Origin of the sequence: Paraburkholderia sp. CNPSo 3281 (assembly GCF_024206515.1) — a bacterium.
Classification (GTDB): Bacteria; Pseudomonadota; Gammaproteobacteria; order Burkholderiales; family Burkholderiaceae; genus Paraburkholderia; species Paraburkholderia nodosa.
In genome coordinates this window covers 20,821-38,906 of the sequence record NZ_JAMBPS010000042.1, presented here as the reverse complement: position 1 = coordinate 38,906, position 18,086 = coordinate 20,821, and the positions used below count along the sequence as shown (strand labels likewise).

General features: G+C 65.5%; 18 protein-coding genes. 12 read left to right on the top strand and 6 right to left on the bottom strand.

All coding sequences use genetic code 11. The annotated features are described in order from the left end of the window. Positions 1-228 precede the first annotated feature (228 nt). The gene (locus tag M3I56_RS29890; RefSeq protein ID WP_028203177.1) at positions 229-414 is read left to right on the top strand and encodes a hypothetical protein; all 186 of its coding nucleotides are present in this window, start codon (positions 229-231) and stop codon (positions 412-414) included. Between the two features lie 130 nt (positions 415-544). Here the strand turns inward: M3I56_RS29890 and M3I56_RS29885 are convergent, their stop codons facing one another. Together M3I56_RS29885 and mgrA are read right to left on the bottom strand one after the other, a co-directional pair. Next, on the bottom strand, positions 545-1,468 hold the full coding sequence (locus tag M3I56_RS29885; protein ID WP_254357013.1) for a fatty acid desaturase: 924 nt from the start codon (positions 1,466-1,468) through the stop codon (positions 545-547). Between the two features lie 275 nt (positions 1,469-1,743). Further along, on the bottom strand, positions 1,744-2,787 hold the full coding sequence (gene mgrA, locus M3I56_RS29880; protein WP_254357012.1) for an L-glyceraldehyde 3-phosphate reductase: 1,044 nt from the start codon (positions 2,785-2,787) through the stop codon (positions 1,744-1,746). 245 nt (positions 2,788-3,032) lie between these two features. On the opposite strand from mgrA, the gene M3I56_RS29875 reads away from it, so the two are divergent. Next, positions 3,033-3,239: a DUF3185 family protein gene (locus M3I56_RS29875; RefSeq protein ID WP_254357011.1), complete on the top strand. Its 207-nt coding sequence runs from the start codon at positions 3,033-3,035 to the stop codon at positions 3,237-3,239. Positions 3,240-3,261: 22 nt separating this feature from the next. On the opposite strand, the gene M3I56_RS29870 is transcribed toward M3I56_RS29875, so the two are convergent. Beyond that, entirely contained in the window at positions 3,262-4,023 is a 762-nt protein-coding gene (locus tag M3I56_RS29870; protein ID WP_254357010.1) for a phytanoyl-CoA dioxygenase family protein, read from the bottom strand. 526 nt (positions 4,024-4,549) lie between these two features. Between M3I56_RS29870 and M3I56_RS29865 the strand changes: the two genes are divergently transcribed. Then, positions 4,550-4,918 (top strand): hypothetical protein, encoded by a 369-nt coding sequence (locus M3I56_RS29865; RefSeq protein ID WP_028203181.1) that lies wholly within the window; start codon positions 4,550-4,552, stop codon positions 4,916-4,918. A 114-nt stretch (positions 4,919-5,032) separates the two neighbouring features. Here the strand turns inward: M3I56_RS29865 and metK are convergent, their stop codons facing one another. After that, positions 5,033-6,223, bottom strand: a complete 1,191-nt coding sequence (gene metK, locus M3I56_RS29860) for a methionine adenosyltransferase (RefSeq protein WP_254357009.1) — start codon at positions 6,221-6,223, stop codon at positions 5,033-5,035. A gap of 271 nt (positions 6,224-6,494) precedes the next feature. On the opposite strand from metK, the gene M3I56_RS29855 reads away from it, so the two are divergent. From M3I56_RS29855 to hslU, 9 genes are all read left to right on the top strand, one after another. Beyond that, complete coding sequence (locus M3I56_RS29855; protein ID WP_254357008.1) at positions 6,495-7,382, top strand: lipid A biosynthesis lauroyl acyltransferase; 888 nt, start codon at positions 6,495-6,497, stop codon at positions 7,380-7,382. A 58-nt stretch (positions 7,383-7,440) separates the two neighbouring features. Then, positions 7,441-8,307, top strand: coding sequence for a diaminopimelate epimerase (gene dapF, locus M3I56_RS29850; protein WP_254357007.1), 867 nt, complete (start codon positions 7,441-7,443; stop codon positions 8,305-8,307). 130 nt (positions 8,308-8,437) lie between these two features. Further along, positions 8,438-9,121, top strand: coding sequence for a DUF484 family protein (locus M3I56_RS29845; RefSeq protein WP_028203185.1), 684 nt, complete (start codon positions 8,438-8,440; stop codon positions 9,119-9,121). Positions 9,122-9,142: 21 nt separating this feature from the next. Then, the gene (xerC, locus tag M3I56_RS29840; RefSeq protein WP_254357006.1) at positions 9,143-10,081 is read left to right on the top strand and encodes a tyrosine recombinase XerC; all 939 of its coding nucleotides are present in this window, start codon (positions 9,143-9,145) and stop codon (positions 10,079-10,081) included. 63 nt (positions 10,082-10,144) lie between these two features. Further along, positions 10,145-11,347, top strand: coding sequence for a class I SAM-dependent rRNA methyltransferase (locus M3I56_RS29835; protein ID WP_254357005.1), 1,203 nt, complete (start codon positions 10,145-10,147; stop codon positions 11,345-11,347). Positions 11,348-11,568: 221 nt separating this feature from the next. Continuing rightward, positions 11,569-12,654 carry a GTP-binding protein gene (locus M3I56_RS29830; RefSeq protein WP_254357030.1) on the top strand — a complete coding sequence of 362 codons (1,086 nt, stop codon included), beginning with the start codon at positions 11,569-11,571 and terminating at the stop codon, positions 12,652-12,654. 594 nt (positions 12,655-13,248) lie between these two features. Next, positions 13,249-13,668, top strand: a complete 420-nt coding sequence (dksA, locus tag M3I56_RS29825) for an RNA polymerase-binding protein DksA (protein WP_028203189.1) — start codon at positions 13,249-13,251, stop codon at positions 13,666-13,668. 337 nt (positions 13,669-14,005) lie between these two features. After that, on the top strand, positions 14,006-14,542 hold the full coding sequence (gene hslV / locus M3I56_RS29820) for an ATP-dependent protease subunit HslV (RefSeq protein ID WP_254357004.1): 537 nt from the start codon (positions 14,006-14,008) through the stop codon (positions 14,540-14,542). A 36-nt stretch (positions 14,543-14,578) separates the two neighbouring features. Next, positions 14,579-15,928, top strand: coding sequence for an ATP-dependent protease ATPase subunit HslU (gene hslU / locus M3I56_RS29815; RefSeq protein ID WP_254357003.1), 1,350 nt, complete (start codon positions 14,579-14,581; stop codon positions 15,926-15,928). A 70-nt stretch (positions 15,929-15,998) separates the two neighbouring features. Here the strand turns inward: hslU and M3I56_RS29810 are convergent, their stop codons facing one another. Together M3I56_RS29810 and M3I56_RS29805 are read right to left on the bottom strand one after the other, a co-directional pair. Further along, a complete protein-coding gene (locus M3I56_RS29810) occupies positions 15,999-16,541 on the bottom strand; it encodes a response regulator transcription factor (RefSeq protein ID WP_254357002.1) in 543 nt (180 codons plus the stop codon). Positions 16,542-16,559: 18 nt separating this feature from the next. Beyond that, the gene (locus M3I56_RS29805; RefSeq protein WP_254357001.1) at positions 16,560-17,996 is read right to left on the bottom strand and encodes an ATP-binding protein; all 1,437 of its coding nucleotides are present in this window, start codon (positions 17,994-17,996) and stop codon (positions 16,560-16,562) included. Positions 17,997-18,086: the final 90 nt, after the last annotated feature.

The following is an 18,086-nucleotide window of genomic DNA, read 5'->3' as shown; positions in this document are numbered from 1 at the left end:
ATTGCGGTCCGTGCGCATCGCACCGCAGCGGAACGCCGCTTCTGGCGGGCTTTTGCGACGCGGCATGAGATTCACGGCGAGCACGGCGGCGCACACGCGCGCCGCCGTGCTCGCGGCCCTCACCTATACTCGATTTCAGGCCCGGGGCCGCAGCGTCATGCGACTGGCATGGCGACGAGAACGACAACCACTGCGAGCCTTCGTCGCCCATACGATAAGGAGACGAGCATGGAAGGTTATTTCACGATCGGCGATTTCGTGATGATCATCCCGATGGCCCTCGCTGGCGCGCTCTTTCTTGGCGCCGTGCCGTGCGCGACGGAATTCAGACACAACACGCTGCGCGTGATCGGCGCGCTGATCGGCGTACTCGCGGCCGTTGCGCTCGTCGAGACACTGCCGGCGCTGATGTAGCGGACGTTTGCCGTACGCTTCGTACGCACGGCGTTCGTGATGCGTCGGCGCGAAGTGACGATGCGGCATCCTCGCGGCGCAAAGCGCCGCGGCTTGCGTGCAGGCGCGCCACTCGCTCGCACCATCCCTCTCAGCTGGGATCGATGCCCGGCTGCAATCCCCTGAACTGACGCAACGCAGCGGCGAGATAATCCGTTCGCGCCGCCGCGCCTGCGGCCTCTTCGGCGTGCACGAGCGCGGGCAGCGCCGTCCACGGCAGCGTCGGATGCAGATGATGCTGGCGATGCAGATGATGATTCATCAGCAGCACGCCCAGCGCGCGCGGCACGCGAAAATCCCGCGCGCGTCCCGGTTCTTCGAGCGCGACGCCGTAGTGCGGCAGGTTGTCGGCAAGCGAGAGCCACAGTCCGCGCAGGTACATCGCCGCGAGTAGCACGGGCCAGGCCTTGCCGTAGAGGGCGAACGAAGCCGCATAGAGGGCGAGCGACGCAAGCCAGTCGCGCCGCGCGCGGCGGCGCCTCACGGGATCGGCGGCGTGGTTCGCGAAGAGCCGCTGCACCTGCACGCCTTCGCGGCCATGCGTGCCCACGCCGCGCGCAATGACGGCGCGCGCGAGCCGCACCGGCACAAACGCCAGAAGCGGCAGCAGCAGTTCGGCGAGGTACAGGCCGCCCATCAGCCGCCCGTAGTACGCCACGCGACGACGCCAGCGCGGGCCGCTCGCGTCGTGCGTGTCGTGCACATCGGGCCGGTCGAACGGCTCGCGCGTGAAGCGGTGATGCATCAGGTGTCCGAAACGCACGGCGTCGAACGGCATCGCCAGACCAATCGAGAGCGCGCGGGCGAGCCACTCGTTCACGCGCCGGTCGCGCGCCAGTTGTCCGTGTATGCCTTCGTGAATGAGGCCCCAGTGGATCGGCGTGGCGAGCACGACGGGCGCGAGCGTCGCCACGAGGGCGAGCGTCGGGCCGCCCGCCGCGTCCAGCAAAAGCGGCAATCCGATGAGTTCGTAGCAGAGCGCCGTGAACGCGAACGCGATCAGCCCGGCGTTCATGCGGCCCGCCGTTGCGGGTTGTGGTGGGTTCGTGGTCCGCCTAGCCGGTTCGGCGCACGTGGCGGACGGGGAAAGCGCGTCAGATTCGGCGCTCAAGGACTCCATGGTGATTCCTCGCGGCAAAGGCTGCCGCGACGTTAGCAGGGCCACATGACAAGGCGAAGAACGGCGCGCCGTGCGGCCATGGCCGATCTGCGCCCGATCGTTCGCGCATAAAAAAACCGCCTCACGAGGAGACGGTTCTTTGCGCCGGGAAGCGGGCAAAAGCGGGCCGCTCAGATCGGCTGATCGGTCGACGGCTTCTCCCACAGGTTCACGCCGCCCTCGGTCGCATAGCGGTCGATCTCCGCAAGTTCTTCCTTCGAGAACGCCAGGTTCTTCAGCGCCGCGACGTTCTCGCGCACCTGCTCCGCGCGGCTCGCGCCGATCAGCGCCGAGGTCACGCGCTCACCGCGCAGCGTCCAGGCGATCGCCATCTGCGCGAGGCTCTGGCCGCGGCGCAGCGCGAGGTCGTTGAGCTTGCGCACGTGTTCGATGTTCTGCTCGCTCAGGTGCTCACTCTTGAGCGAGCCGCCGCCCGGGCGGTTCACGCGCGCGTCTTCAGGCACGCCGTTGAGGTACTTGTTCGTGAGCACGCCCTGCGCGAGCGGCGTGAACGCAATGCTGCCCGTGCCCAGGTCCTCCAGCGTGTCGAGCAGTTCTTCCTCGACCCAGCGGTTGAGCATGTTGTACGACGGCTGGTGAATGAGCAGCGGCACCTTGTATTCGGCGAGCAGCTTCGCCATTTCGCGCGTCTTCGCGGGCGAATACGACGAGATGCCGACATAGAGCGCCTTGCCCTGCTGCACGGCCGTGGCCAGCGCGCCCGCGGTTTCTTCGAGCGGCGTTTCCACGTCGAAGCGGTGCGAATAGAAGATGTCGACGTAGTCGAGGCCCATGCGCTGCAGGCTCTGGTCGAGGCTCGCGAGCACGTACTTGCGCGAGCCGCCGCCCTGGCCGTACGGACCCGGCCACATGTCCCAGCCGGCCTTCGACGAGATCAGGAGTTCGTCGCGGTAGGGACGGAAATCGTCCTTGAAAATGCGGCCGAAGTTGGTTTCGGCGCTGCCATACGGCGGGCCGTAGTTATTCGCGAGGTCGAAGTGCGTGACGCCGAGATCGAACGCGGTGCGCAGGATATCGCGCTGGGTCGAGATCGGCGTGGTGTCGCCGAAGTTGTGCCACAGACCGAGCGACAGTGCGGGCAGCTTGAGCCCCGACTTGCCGCAAAAGCGGTACTGCATGTCCGAATAGCGTTCTGAGGCTGCTTCGTAAGCCATGGTCTGAATCCTCGGCGAAAAACGGGTAGTGAGCGAAGGGATGGGCGCAACGCGCCGTGGGGCGCGCCGCTCGCGTGAGGCAGCTATGTTAGCCAATCCGCCCAAGCCGTGCAGATGTCCACTATGCGGGAAAGGCGATGGACAGTGCGGAGCAGCGCGCGTCAGGCCGCCAGAAAAACCGCACCCTGGACGCGCCGCGGCCACTCGCCTACACTGCGGCGTCCATCCTTTGCGAGAGGTCGTTCATGGCCAAAGCGATTTCGATCGCGCTCATCGCCTGTGGCGTCGTCCTGTTGTACTTCGGCGGCCAGTCGCTCCATTCGTTCGCGAACGACATGTCGCGCCTCTTCACCGGCGCGCCCACCAACCGCACGATTCTCCTGATTGTGGGCGGCATCGCTGCGACGCTCGCGGGCATCACCGGGCTCACGATGTCGGGGCGCCGGCGCTAGGCGAAAGCGCGGCTGTATCGGCTCAGAACTTCACCTCGGGTTTCGACGCCGAGCGCGTGCCCGGCAGCGGCACGTTGCTCGCGCCGTGATACGTGTACACGAGGGAAAACTTCACCTGATCGCTCTGGTTTTGCCCCGCCGAATGCAGCGTGTTGCAGTGGAAGAAGACCACATCGCCGGCGGCGAGCGTCGGGGCGATGGCGCGGTCGATCCACACCTTGTTCTCGGGCAGGTCGGCGCGGAAAAATTTCGCGGCGTCGAACTTGTCCGAAGTGAACGGCGCGTCGTGCGAGCCCGGCACGAACCACAGGCCGCCGTTTTCCATCTTCTCGGGCCCGAGCGCGAGCCAGACCGACACGAGGTCGTCGCGCTCGAACGACCAGTAGCGCACGTCGCGGTGCCAGCCCGTCAGGCTGCCGAAGTGCGGGTGCTTCGTCATCATGCAGTTGTGATGCGCGCACGACAGCACCGGCTCCTCGCCGAAATACAACTCCATCCACCCCGCAATTTCCGGCGACGTGGCCCATTCGCGATACAGCGCGTGGCGCGAGTACGCGTCGAGCAGGCGCCGCACCGTATGGCCACCAGGGGCGTCCTTCGATTCGGGCGCGCCGGGGTAGCGCAGATCGGCTTCGAATTCGAGCGGCGCGGCGGCCGCCTGCAACTGCTCCTGCGCAACCCGCTTGATCGCCTCGCAGCGCTCGGGCGAGACGAGCCCCGGCACCACCACGAAGCCGCGCTCGCGCAGCGCCTGCACCTGTTCTTTCTTTGAATGGACTGACATGGGACTTCCGTTATGCGATCTCGATGCGAGCAAGGGCCGCAGCCTGCGTTCGTCGCTTCGTTAAGCGACCAGGGCTGAGGCGTCGGCGCGCGCCGACTCATCGATTGTAAAGCGTGCCGGCACGGCGGGAAGGACCACGCGCTCACACGAGGTGGCTCCATGCGCGCCGCAAATCGAGCTGCACGCGAATGGCGCGCACGCACCGCGATGAGGACAAAGGGCGGGATCGAGTGCATCAAAGACGCGCAGGGCCGGGTATTAACCGACTTTCTGCCGTCATGATTCGCGTGTAGCCTGCCGTGATGTTGTTTTACTTTGCCGAATTCTCATCGCACGCACGGATCGCCGTGAACGCCTTGCCACCCAAGGCGCTCCAACAGAAGAATCCGTCGCGTCGCGTCTTACGCCGCGCCATGCGGCCTGTCTCCCGTCCACCCAGATCGTGACGCCCTGAAAGACAGGCACGTTTGCTGCTCGATGCAAAGCGTCGCGCAAGGCGCACCTCGAACCCGATTGCTCAACCGCCATGCATACCCTCTTCGATACTCAACGCATGACCCACGCCGCCCACACAGCCCTGAAAGCGGCACGCCCCGCCCGCCGTCACCTGGTGCGTGCACTGCGACACCACGCCGCCCGCACCCGCGCGCTCACGCAACAAGTGCGCGAAGTGAAGCCCGTCGACAATATGCGCAGCTGGTTCCACTCGTTCTTCGCCGTGCTGCGCATGCGCTCGGGCACGCGTCACTTCTCGCTGCGCACGCTGCTCTATCGCCCGAATGCGCCGCTGCGCACGCTCGCCGCGCCTTCCACGGTTCATGTGGCGCGCAGCACGCGCAAGCCGCGCCGGATGGCCGCGAGCAGCGCGGGCTGGTTCGGCTTCGCGATGCGCTGAGCCCGCGCGCGACCCACGCCGCGCGATCCGCAGAAAACAAAAACCCCGCATGGGCTTGCGCCCTGCGGGGTTTTTCTTAGCTCGAGCCGGCGCGAGGCCGGCTTTTGCGAACGCTTACGCGACGGCTGCGCTGACCGGCTCCGTGCCGGCGGCTTCGGCGAGAGCCAGCGCCTTGTCGGTCGCTTCCCACGAGAATTCCGGCTCTTCGCGGCCGAAGTGGCCGTAAGCGGCGGTCTTTTCGTAGATCGGACGCAGCAGGTCGAGCATCTGGATGATGCCCTTCGGACGCAGGTCGAAGTGTTCGCGCACGAGCTTCGTGATGGTCGCGTCCGACACCTTGCCGGTGCCGAACGTGTTGACCATGACCGAGGTCGGCTCAGCGACGCCGATTGCGTACGACACCTGGATCAGGCAGCGCGACGCGAGCCCGGCGGCCACGATGTTCTTCGCAACGTAGCGGCCAGCATAGGCTGCCGAGCGGTCCACCTTCGACGGATCCTTGCCCGAGAACGCACCGCCGCCGTGCGGGGCTGCGCCGCCGTAGGTATCGACGATGATCTTGCGGCCCGTGAGACCGCAATCGCCCTGCGGGCCGCCGATCACGAAGCGACCGGTCGGGTTCACGAGGAACTTGATGTCGCCCTTGATCAGCTCGGCCGGCAGCACCGGCTTGATGACTTCTTCGATCACGGCTTCGCGCAGCGTGCCGAGATCGATGTCCGGCGAATGCTGCGTGGAGAGCACGACGGTGTCGATGGCGTGCGGCCTGCCGTCGACGTAGCGGATCGTGACCTGCGACTTCGCGTCCGGACGCAGCCAGGGCAGACGGCCGTCGCGGCGCAGGTTCGACTGGCGCTCGACCAGACGGTGCGACAGGTGGATCGGCAGCGGCATCAGCTCGGGCGTTTCGTCGCACGCGTAGCCAAACATCAGGCCCTGGTCGCCGGCGCCCTGGTCGAGGTTGTTGTCGTGCGCGCGGTCCACTCCCTGGGCGATGTCCGGCGACTGCTTGTCGTAGGCGACGAGCACCGCGCAGCCGCGGTAGTCGATGCCGTAGTCGGTGTTGTCGTAGCCGATGCGCTTGATGGTGTCGCGCGCGACCTGGATGTAGTCGACGTTGGCCGTCGTGGTGATTTCACCGGCGAGCACGACGAGACCCGTGTTGCAGAGCGTTTCCGCTGCAACGCGCGAGTACTTGTCCTGCGTGAGGATGGCGTCGAGGATCGCGTCCGAGATCTGGTCGGCGACCTTGTCCGGATGGCCTTCGGAGACGGATTCGGAGGTGAAGAAATAGTCGTTTGCCACTTGTCTAGCTCCTTGTAGCTGGTGACGGTTGAGTTCACGTAGCCAGCTTCGGGAGCTTTGAAGCGGCGACGCTTTAGCGGAATTGCTGCCCGGCTGCCATGATTCGCGATCGATCACGCGTAGTTCACAGCCCACCGGCTTCGCCCCGCAAGTTGTCTATTAACTCGGCGAAGCCCTTATTATAGCGACTTCCTTAAATTGTCGCAGAGTACCCTCGCGTGCCGTTCGTCGCCTTCTTCACAGTTCGCAAGCCCTGCCGCGGAGTTGCCGCATGCTAGGCAAACTCGGCTCCCGTTTCGCCATCGGCTTGCTCAAGCTGTTCGCGATCCTGCCCTATGGCTTCGTCGCGCGTCTGGGCGACGGCCTCGGCTGGCTGCTCTACAAGATCCCGAGCCGGCGCAAGCGCGTCGTTCATACGAATCTGCGCCTGTGCTTCCCCGCGTGGAGCGACGAAAAGCGCGAGGAAGTGGCGGGGCTGCACTTCCGTCACGCCATTCGCAGCTACATGGAGCGCAGCGTGCAATGGTTCGCCTCGGCTAAGAAGCTCGAAAAAATCGTCGAGCTCGACAGCGAGATCGATCTCACCGATCCGAACCTGCCGCCTACGCTCTTCCTCGGCCTGCATTTCGTGGGTATCGAGGCGGGCTCCATGTTCCTCAACTACTCGCTGCACCGGCCCTGCGGCTCGCTCTACCAGCCGTTCTCGAACCCAGAATTCGAGGCCGCGGCCAAGGCGGGACGCAGCCGTTTCGGCGCGGAAATGGTGAGCCGCGCGGACAGCGCGCGCGCCGTGCTGCGCTGGCTGCGCGACAAGAAGCCCGTGATGCTCGGCGCCGACATGGATTACGGCATGCGCAATTCCACGTTCGTGCCCTTCTTCGGCGTGCCGGCGTGCACGCTCACGGCGGTGGGGCGTCTGGCGAAGGTGGGTCATGCGCAGGTCGTACCGTTCATCGGCGAGGTGTTGCCCAATTACAAGGGTTATCGGCTCAAAGTGTTCAAACCTTGGGAAAATTATCCAACCGGCGACGACGACCTCGACGCACGCCGCATGAACGCCTTCCTCGAAGAACAGATTCCGCGCATTCCCGAGCAGTACTACTGGGTCCACAAGCGCTTCAAGACGCGGCCGCCAGGCGAGCCGAGCGTATACAGCTGAGCGTCGCACACACGATCGAGGCCCGGGTTTTCGCCCGGGCCTCGCTTACAATAACGGCATGAAACTCAAATTCACCAAGATGCACGGCGCGGGCAACGACTTCGTCGTGCTCGACGGCTACAGCCAGGACCTCGCGCTCACGCCCGAGCGCGTGCGCGCGCTCGCCGATCGCCACTTCGGCATCGGCGCGGACCAGTTGCTGCTGGTCGAGAAGCCGACCGTGGAAGGCGTGGACTTCCGCTATCGCATCTTCAATTGCGACGGCGGCGAGGTCGAGCACTGCGGCAACGGCGCGCGCTGCTTCGTGAAATTCGTGCGCGACCGCAAGCTAACCGATTCGAGCCGCGTGCGCGTGCAGGTGCAGAAGGGCACGATCACGCTCGTCGTGCAGGAAAACGGTGAAGTCGTCGTCGACATGGACCGCCCCGAGTTCGAGCCGGCGCTCGTGCCGTTCAACGCGAACGGCCTCGAAGGCCGCCGCGAAGGCAACGACACGCTCTGGCCGCTCGACGTGAACGGCGCACGGCGCTGGGTGTCAGTCGTCTCGATGGGCAACCCGCACGCGGTGCAGGTCGTGGACGACGTCGAGGCGTACCCGGTGAAGGCTGAAGGCGCGGTCATCGAAACGCATGCGCGTTTCCCGAACAAGGTGAATGCCGGTTTCATGCAGATCGTTTCGCGCCACGAAGTGAAGCTGCGCGTATTCGAGCGCGGCGCGGGCGAAACACTCGCGTGCGGCACGGGCGCGTGCGCGGCCGTGGCGGCGGGTATTCGCCGCGGGCTGCTCGACACGCCCGTGAAGGTGCATACCCACGGCGGCCTGCTGACCATCGCCTGGGACGGCGCGCGCAACGAATCCGCCGCGCTCACCATGGCGGGCCCGGCCGCCACGGTGTTCGAAGGCGAGATCGAGCTGGCCGACTAGCGCGCACCATCGGCGTCGTGCGGCGTGCGCAACGAGAGAACGTCGCGCCGCACGAATACGCAAAAACAATCAACCGCATGACAGCCTGCGCGCCGCCGTGCGCGCCTCACAACTACAACGCGTCCACAACATGAACGATCGCGAAGTTGCCGACTATCTGCTCGCCCACCCCGATTTTTTCGTTGAGCACGCCGAACTGCTCGCGACGATCAAGCTAGGCAATCCGCACGGCAAGGCTGCCGTCTCGCTGCAGGAACGCCAGATGGAAATGCTGCGCGAGAAGAACAAGCATCTCGAGCGGCGTCTTTCGGAGCTGCTTCGCTACGGTCACGAGAACGATTCGATCGCCGCGAAATTCAACCGCTGGACCACGCGCATGATCGCCGAGCGCGATCCGTACGCGCTGCCGCGCTCGATCACGCAGAACCTGCGCGACGTGTTCGACATGCCGCAGGCCGCGCTGCGCGTGTGGGACGTGGCCGAGGCCTACAGCCAGGCCGACTTCGCGCGCCATACCGGCGAGGAAGTGCGCATCTTCGCGAACAGTCTCGACACGCCGTATTGCGGCGCGAACACCGGCTTCGAGGCCGCGCAATGGCTCGACTCGAGCGACGGCGCCGCCGAATCGGTCGCGATCATCGCGCTGCGCGCCCCCGCCGTGGCCTCGAACGACGCGCCAGTGGCCGAAGCCTTTGGCCTGCTGGTGATGGGCTCGCCCGACCCGCGCCGCTTCCACGAAGGCATGGCCACCGACTTTCTCACGCAGATCGGCGCACTCGCGAGCGCAGCGCTCTCGCGCCTGCTGCCGCACTGACACCCGTCCAGGCCGCACGACGTGAACCCAACCGATCCGATCGCCGACTACCTCGCGACGCTCGAACACGAGCGGCGGCTCTCGGAGCACACGCTGCGCGGCTACACGCATGAACTCGACGAGCTGAAGACGCTCGCCAACGGCAAGCCGCTCGAAACGCTCACCCCCGCGCAAGTGCGCGGCGCGGTGGCGCGCGCGCATGCGGGCGGTCTCTCGGCGCGCTCGATCGCGCACCGGCTATCGGCGTGGCGCGCCTTCTATCGCTGGCTCGCGGGGCGCATCGAAATGGACGCGAATCCCGTGGCCGCCGTGCGTGCGCCCAAGCGCGCCAAAACACTGCCGAAGGCGCTTTCCGTCGACGACGCCGCGCATCTCATGGAAGCGCCCGCCATCGCCGGCGCGCAAGAAGGCGGCCCCGAGGCGTTGCGCGACCGCGCGATGCTCGAGCTGTTCTACTCGTCGGGGCTGCGTCTCGCCGAGCTCGTGGGACTCGACGTGCGTTACGTGAAGCGCGATGGCTACGAATCGGCGGGTTGGCTCAAGCGCGACGCCGCCGAAGTCGAGGTACTGGGCAAGGGCAACCGTCACCGCATGGTGCCGGTCGGGCGCAAGGCGCTCGACGCGCTCGACGCCTGGCTCGCCGCCCGCAGCGCCTTCGTGAAGCACGACGACGCCCCGCTCTTTCTCTCCGTGCGCGGCAACCGCATGGCGCCGGGCGTGGTGCGCGAGCGCGTGAAGCGCGCCGCCATCGCGGCGGGCATCCCGGCGAACGTGCACCCGCACGTGCTGCGGCACTCGTTCGCCACCCATCTGCTGCAGTCGAGCGGGGACCTGCGCGCCGTGCAGGAACTGCTCGGCCACGCGAGCATCTCGGCCACCCAGGTCTATACGTCGCTCGATTTTCAGCACCTCGCGAAGGTCTACGACACCGCGCATCCGCGCGCCAAGAAGCGCGATTGATACGCCACGGCGCTCGCGCAACGCTGCGCGACACCAGTGCCGTTACCCTGCATCGAACCCATCATGAATATCGTCACCCTCAAGCCGTCCAAAGAAAAATCCCTGCTGCGCCGCCATCCGTGGGTCTACGCGAACGCGATCGACCGCGTGGAAGGCAAGCCCGCGCCAGGCGCCACCGTCATCGTTCGCGCGGCCGATGGCCGCTTTCTCGGGCGCGCCGCCTACAGCCCGCATTCGCAGATCCGCGCGCGTGTGTGGAGCTTCGACGAAAACGAGCCGATCGACCACGCGTTCTTCAAGCGGCGCGTGCAGCGCGCCGTGGCCGACCGCCGCGCGATGGTGAGCGGCACGGGCGCGGTGCGCCTGATCTTCGGCGAGGCCGACGGCCTGCCTGGCCTGATCGTCGACTACTACCTCGAGGATGGCGGCGACGGCCGCGGCCAGCTCGTGTGCCAGTTCATGGCGGCGGGCGTCGAGGTGTGGAAGGAGGCGATCGTCGCCGCGCTCACGTCGGCCACGGGCTGCCCGAACGTCTACGAGCGCTCGGACGTGTCGATCCGCGAGAAGGAAGGGCTCGAACAGATCACCGGCCTGCTCGCCGGCGACGAACCGCCCGCAACGATCATCACGAGCGAGAACGGCGTGCGCTATCACGTGGACGTGCGCAACGGCCACAAGACCGGCTTCTACGTGGATCAGCGCGACAACCGCGCGCTCGTGCAGACGTACGCGCGCGAGCGCGAGGTGCTCAACTGCTTCTGCTACACCGGCGGCTTCTCGCTCGCGGCCATGAAGGGCGGCGCGAAACGCGTGGTGTCGATCGACTCCTCGGGCGAAGCGCTCGCCACGGCGCAGAAGAACGTCGAGGCGAACGGCTTCGACGCAGCGCTCGCCGCCTGGCTCGACGCCGACGCCTTCAAGACGCTGCGCCGCCTCTACGACGAGGGCGAGCGCTTCGATCTCGTGGTGCTCGATCCGCCCAAGTTCGCGGCCTCGCGCGAACACGTGGACCGCGCCGCGCGCGCCTACAAGGACATCAATCTCACGGGTTTCAAGCTGCTGCGCCCGGGCGGTCTGCTGTTCACGTACTCGTGCTCGGGTGCGATCGATTCGGCGCTGTTCCAGAAGATCGTGGCCGGCGCCGCCGCCGACGCCAGGGTGGACGCGCGTATCCTCAAGCGCCTTGGCGCGGGTGTGGATCACCCGCTGCTCACGGCGTTCCCGGAAGGCGAATATCTGAAGGGCCTGCTGTTGCAAATCGCCTGAGACGGCCTTACCTGAGCTTTTTCGGCGGCGCGCTGGAGCACCTTTCGAACCGGGCGTTCGCGCCCCGATTGGGTTTCGCGCCCGGCCGCCGCATGCGGGCGCAGCGCAGATATGTTTCAATAGGAAGTTATGTTGTAACACTCGAAGGCAGCGACAGCACGAAGCGGCGCGCCTGAACGTACCCCTCGAACACCTACCAGGCAGACAGCATGGCAACCAGCATGATTCCCGTCACCATCCTGACCGGCTTTCTCGGCAGCGGCAAAACCACGCTGCTCAAGCGCATCCTGAACGAGAAGCACGGCATGAAGATCGCCGTGATCGAGAACGAGTTCGGCGAAGAGAACATCGACAACGAAATCCTCGTGCAGGACAGCACCGAGCAGATCATCCAGATGAGCAACGGCTGCATCTGCTGCACGATTCGCGGCGACCTCGCGCGCGTGCTCGGCGACCTCGCGCAGCAAAAGCGCGACGGCAAGCTGGACTTCGACCGTGTGGTGATCGAAACCACCGGCCTCGCCAATCCGGGCCCGGTCGCGCAGACGTTCTTCATGGATAACGAGATCGCCGACGAATTCCTGCTCGACGCGATCATCACGCTCGTGGACGCCAAGCACGGCAACCATCAGCTCGACGAGCACGAAGTGGTGCAGCGCCAGGTGGGTTTCGCCGACCGCCTCTTCATCACGAAGGCCGACCTCGTCGACGAAAACGAACTCGCCGACCTGCGTCATCGCGTGTTGCACATGAACCCGAAGGCGCAGATCCGCCAGGTGAATTTCGGCGAGGCCGACATCAAGGAAGTGTTCGACCTGCGCGGCTTCAACCTGAACGCCAAGCTCGAAATCGACCCCGACTTCCTCGCCGAAGACGATCACGCTCACGCGCATCACGATCATGACCATGATCACGCGCATGATCATGACCACGCCGATTGCGACCACGATCACGGCCAGTGCAACCACGAAGGCCACGATCACGCCCACCACCATCACGCGCACCACGACGACAAGATCAAGTCGTTCGTCTACCGCAGCGACCGTCCGTTCGATCCGAACCGCCTGGAAGACTTCCTCGGCGGCATCCTGCAGATCTACGGCGAGCGCCTCTTGCGCTACAAGGGCGTGCTCTACATGAAGGGCGTGGACCGCAAGGTGGTGTTCCAGGGCGTGCATCAGATGATGGGCAGCGACCTGGCCGCCAAGTGGCTGCCGATCGAGAAGAAGGGCAGCAAGATGGTGTTCATCGGCATCGAACTGCCGCAGGACCTCATCACCGACGGGCTCGACGCCTGCCTCGCCTGACAGGCTTCCCCGCTTTTCCCGATACGCCCGGCCCGCTGCCGGGCGTTTTCGTCTGGAGTTTGTGCACTGCGACGCGGCCCGGGACTGAGTTTGCGGCCCGCGCAAAGAATTCTGCCGGTTTCGTGCGTCAAATAACGTACCCGACCATCGCTTTTTCACGATTGGCGCGTTATATTTTCTGGATATCGACCGGTACACAAACGGCCTGGTGACAGGCGGGCCACCGCAGGGATTTCCCGCTTGCGGCGCGAGTTTGCGGTTCGGTTACAATACGGCCCCACTGGAAGAGAGGTGCCCCGGAATTCAGCCGAGGGACGCCCCGCCGGCAGCGCATCGCGTCGCAGCGCGCAGTCGGTACGATATATGCCTCAGGAGCATCTGATGACCGGTTTCCAGAGGAGTTCGGCCCCGCAGCGGCGCTTCGGGCGTCACGACAGTTCATCGTCCGTGCCCGCCAGCGCGCATATAACGGCGCGGTAACTGCGCCTGGCAAAGTGGTAAAGGTTGGTAAAGGCCACTGCGGCCACTGCGGGCAACACAAAAGTGCAGGCAAGATGTGCCAGTTTTGCCTCACTCATTGAAGAAGCAAGCCAGATGACGACGAAACGACTCTTGACCGAAGCCGAAATCCTGAAGATGAGCGACAAGGATTACATGAACGAGGATCAGCTCGCCTTCTTCAAGAACCGGCTCGAACAGCTGCAGGCGGAAATCCTCCGCAATGCGGGCCAGACCACCGAGAATCTGCGCGAAACCGTGATCGTTCCCGATCCGGCCGACCGCGCGACCATCGAAGAAGAGCATGCGCTCGAGCTGCGTACACGCGACCGCGAACGCAAGCTGCTCAAGAAGGTGCAGCAATCGCTCGCTCGCATCGATTCCGGCGACTACGGCTGGTGCGAAGAAACGGGCGAGCCGATCGGCATCCCGCGTCTGCTCGCGCGTCCGACCGCCACGCTCTCGCTCGAAGCGCAAGAGCGACGCGAACTGCGCCAGAAGCTGTTCGGCGATTGAGCTTTTTTCTGGCCGCGCAGCCCTGCTTGCGCGGCTAGCGACTTGCCTTCCCTGTCGAAGCGCACGGAGTCCCGTGCGCTTTTTTCTTTTGCGCGCGCCGTTGCACGCCCGGCCGCCGTGCCGTTTTCTGTGCCCGCGGGCCTTGATATGCCCATCGCCGCCCTAAACTCCAGGTGATATGCGCTCGCGGCGCCCGAGAGGCGCGCGCAGCGCACCCGGATTCAGGGCGGCGGCGCCCGCAGCGCCCACGACGCGCGGGCACCGCGGCGCCCACCCAAAAGCGGCAGGCACACCACCTTCGCATCCAACCCGGCATCAACTGTAAAAAGGAACGCACATGGAGCAATTTCACGGCACGACGATCGTATCCGTGCGGCGCGGCGACAAGGTCGCGCTCGGCGGCGACGGCCAGGTCACCCTCGGCAACATCGTCATGAAGGGTGGCGCGAAGAAGGTCCGGCGCATTTACGGCGGCAAGGTCATGGTCGGCTTCGCCGGCGGCACCGCCGACGCGTTCTCGCTGCTCGACCGCTTCGAAGCCAAGCTCGAAAAGCATCAGGGCAACCTCACGCGCGCCGCCGTCGAACTCGCCAAGGACTGGCGCACCGACCGCATGCTGCGCCGCCTCGAAGCCATGCTGATCGCCGCCGACCCGACCACCACGCTCGTGATCACCGGCAACGGCGACGTGCTCGATCCCGAAGAAGGCATCTGTGCGATCGGTTCGGGCGGCGCGTATGCGCAGGCCGCGGCCCGCGCGCTCCTGAAGAACACCGAACTCTCGCCGCGCGAGATCGTCGAAAAATCGCTCGAGATCGCGGGCGACATGTGTATCTACACGAACCACAATCGCGTGATCGAAACCATCGAATAACTCGCCAACCGACCGCACAGACGAGAAGGAATCAGGATGAGCACCATGACCCCCGCCGAGATCGTCTCGGAACTCGACAAGCACATCATCGGCCAGGCGAACGCGAAGAAGGCCGTGGCCGTCGCGCTGCGCAACCGCTGGCGCCGCCAGCAGGTCGCCGATCCGCTGCGCCAGGAAATCACGCCGAAGAACATCCTCATGATCGGGCCGACCGGCGTCGGCAAGACCGAAATCGCGCGCCGTCTCGCGAAGCTCGCGGACGCGCCGTTCATCAAGATCGAAGCGACCAAGTTCACCGAAGTGGGCTACGTGGGCCGCGACGTGGACAGCATCGTGCGCGACCTCATCGAAATCTCGGTGAAGCAGACGCGCGAAACGGAAATGCGCAAGGTGCGCAGCAAGGCCACGGATCAGGCCGAAGACCGCATCCTCGACATCCTGCTGCCGAGCGCGCGCCCGGTAGGCTTCGGTTCGTCTGATGCGGCGAGCCACGCCGAAGGCGGCGACAACGCCACGCGTCAGACCTTCCGCAAGCGCCTGCGCGAAGGCCAGCTCGACGACAAGGAAATCGAGCTGGACGTCGAGCAGCCGCAAGTGGGCATGGACATCATGGGCCCCCCGGGCATGGAAGACATGACCGAGCAGATCCGCTCGATGTTCGCCAATCTGGGCGGCGGCAAGAAAACGCGCCGCAAGGTGAAGGTCAAGGAAGCGCTCAAGCTGCTGACCGACGAGGAAGCCGGCAAGATGCTCAATGACGAAGAGGTCAAGCAAAAGGCCGTGCAGAACGTCGAGCAGAACGGCATCGTGTTCCTCGACGAAATCGACAAGATCGCCTCGCGCAACAACGAAGGCAGCGGCGGTGAAGTTTCGCGTCAGGGCGTGCAGCGCGATCTGCTGCCGCTCGTGGAAGGCACGACCATCAACACGAAATACGGGATGGTGAAGACCGATCACGTCCTGTTCATCGCGAGCGGCGCGTTCCATCTTTCGAGGCCGAGCGATCTGATTCCCGAACTGCAGGGCCGTTTCCCGATTCGCGTGGAACTCGACTCGCTCTCCGTGAAGGACTTCGAAGCGATTCTGGTCGCGACCGACGCGAGCCTCGTGAAGCAGTATCAGGCGCTGCTCGCAACCGAGGACGTGCAACTCGATTTCGCCGAAGACGGCATTCGCCGCCTCGCGGAAATCGCCTTCTCCGTGAACGAGAAGACCGAGAACATCGGCGCGCGCCGTCTCTACACGGTGATCGAAAAGCTGCTGGAAGATGTGTCGTTCGCGGCCGGCAATCACGCGGGCCAGAGCGTGAGCATCGACGCCGCCTATGTCGACAAGGCGCTCGGCGAAGTGGCGCAGGACGAAGACCTGTCGCGTTACGTGCTCTAAACGTTACGCATGGCGCATGAAAAAGGGACCCCCCGCGGGGTCCCTTTTTTTTTGCCGCGCCGGGCTGTGCTTACTGGCGCACCGGGCGCTTCGCGAGCTTGCGCTGCAGCGTGCGCCGGTGCATGTTGAGCGCGCGCGCCGTGGCCGAGATGTTGCCGTTGTGCTCGGCCAGCACGCGCTGGATGTGCTCCCATTCGAGGCGCGCGACCGAGAGCGGCGCCGGGTGCTCGATGGCCTCTTCGGCCTGCATGGCGCTCGCATCGCTTTGGAGTGCCGAGAGAATCATCTCGACGTTGGCGGGCTTGGCCAGATAGTTGTCCGCGCCGTCCTTCACAGCCTGCACCGCCGTGGCGATGCTCGCATAGCCCGTGAGCACGAGCATGCGTGCGTCCGGCTGCAGCTCGCGCAACGGCGCGATGAGCGACAGGCCTGAGTCGTTGCCGAGATGCAGGTCCACGGTGATCTGCGAGAACTTCTGCTGGTTGGCGCAGCGAATCGCCTCTTCCGCATTGTGTGCCTGCTTCACCTCGAAGCCGCGCCGCGTGAGGCCGCGCGTGAGGATGTCGGAGAACACTTCGTCGTCGTCGATGACCAGAAAACTCATATCGCTCATGCCTGATTCTCCGTGTTGTTACGCGGCGTCGGGCCGGGTCGGCCCCTCGCCTGATCCAATCTCCGAACCCGCGGGCGCTGCGCCCTCGCGCGCCGCCGCCGCGGGGCTCGCCTGACCCACCTTGACCTGCTTCGCCGGCAGGCGCAGCACCGCACGGGTGCCACGCGGGCGGCGCTTGGGCATGCCGCTGCCGGTTACGACGCCGGCCGGCGTCTCGTCGTCCGCGCCGCTCACTTCGCCCGACGCGCTGCCGGGCGGCATGACGTCGTTGAGCTCGATCGAGCCGCCAAGCCGCGCCGCCGACGAAAACGCGAGATACAGCCCGACGCCGTGACCGCCCTGGGTGCTGTCCACGGGCGCGGCGCCCAGCGAGGCACGCAGCGATGACGGAATGCCGGGCCCCGCGTCGCAAACTTCGAAATCGACGTAACCGGCTCGCGCGGCCGCATAGGCGCGCAGCGTCACGAAATCGCGGCTGGCGCGCGCGGCGTTGTCGAGCAGGATGGTGAGGATCTGGCCGACGGCGACGGTGTCGTCGAGGGCGAAGTCGCCCGGCCCATTGTCGAGGAGTTCGAACTTCACGTGCGGATGGCGCAGGCGCCATTGCTCGACGAACGGCCCGAGCCATTCGCTCACGACCTGGCGCGCGCCCGTGGACGACGCGCGGCTCCTCAGCCGTGCGAGCGCCGAGGTGCAAAGCGAGATCTGCTTGTCGAGCAGTTCGAGGTCGGCGGCATACGGTTCGAGGCCCTCGTCCGTTCGCGCGACGTCGCGCAGCTCCTCGGTGAGCATGGCGATGGTCGAGAGCGGCGTGCCGATCTCGTGCGCCACGGTGGCGGCCTGCACGCCCAGCGCCACGGCGCGCTCGTCGCGCAGCAGGCGCTGCTGCGCGTCGCCGAGCGCCGTGTCGCGCTGGCGCAGCGCACGCGACATACGCGCGACGAACCACACGATCAGGCACACGCTCACCATGAAGTTCACCCACATGCCCGCGCGATAGTAGTCGAACAGGTTGGCGGGATTGTCGAGATTGAGCGGCACGTTGTCGAAGCCGAGCAGCACATAGCAGGCCACTGCGAAGGCCGCGAGCCAGGCAGTGAGATACCACGGCAGCACGGCGGCCGCGATGGCGAGCGAGGGCAGGTACAGCGAGACGAACGGATTGGTCGTGCCGCCGGAAAGAAAGAGCAGCGCGGAAAGCGCGCCGAGATCGACCCAGAGCTGGCCGAACAGTTCGAGATTCGACTCGGGACGATCCTGCGTGACGCGCAGCCAGGTCACGCCGTTGAACGCCACTTCCATGGCGATCACGAACAGCATGGCGGGCAGCGGCAACTGCACGCCGATGAAGAGCTGCACGAATGCGATCGTACAGAGCTGGCCGATGATGGCGAGACTGCGCAGCCAGAACAGATGGCTGAGATTGACACGAGCACTGACGGTTATGCGATGCATGCTGTCAGTTTACCGGTTAAGACTTATCTGATTCATCATCTTGAAAGGGTTTGCTTCAATCTATGTCATCCGCCGACCACATTCGCTTCG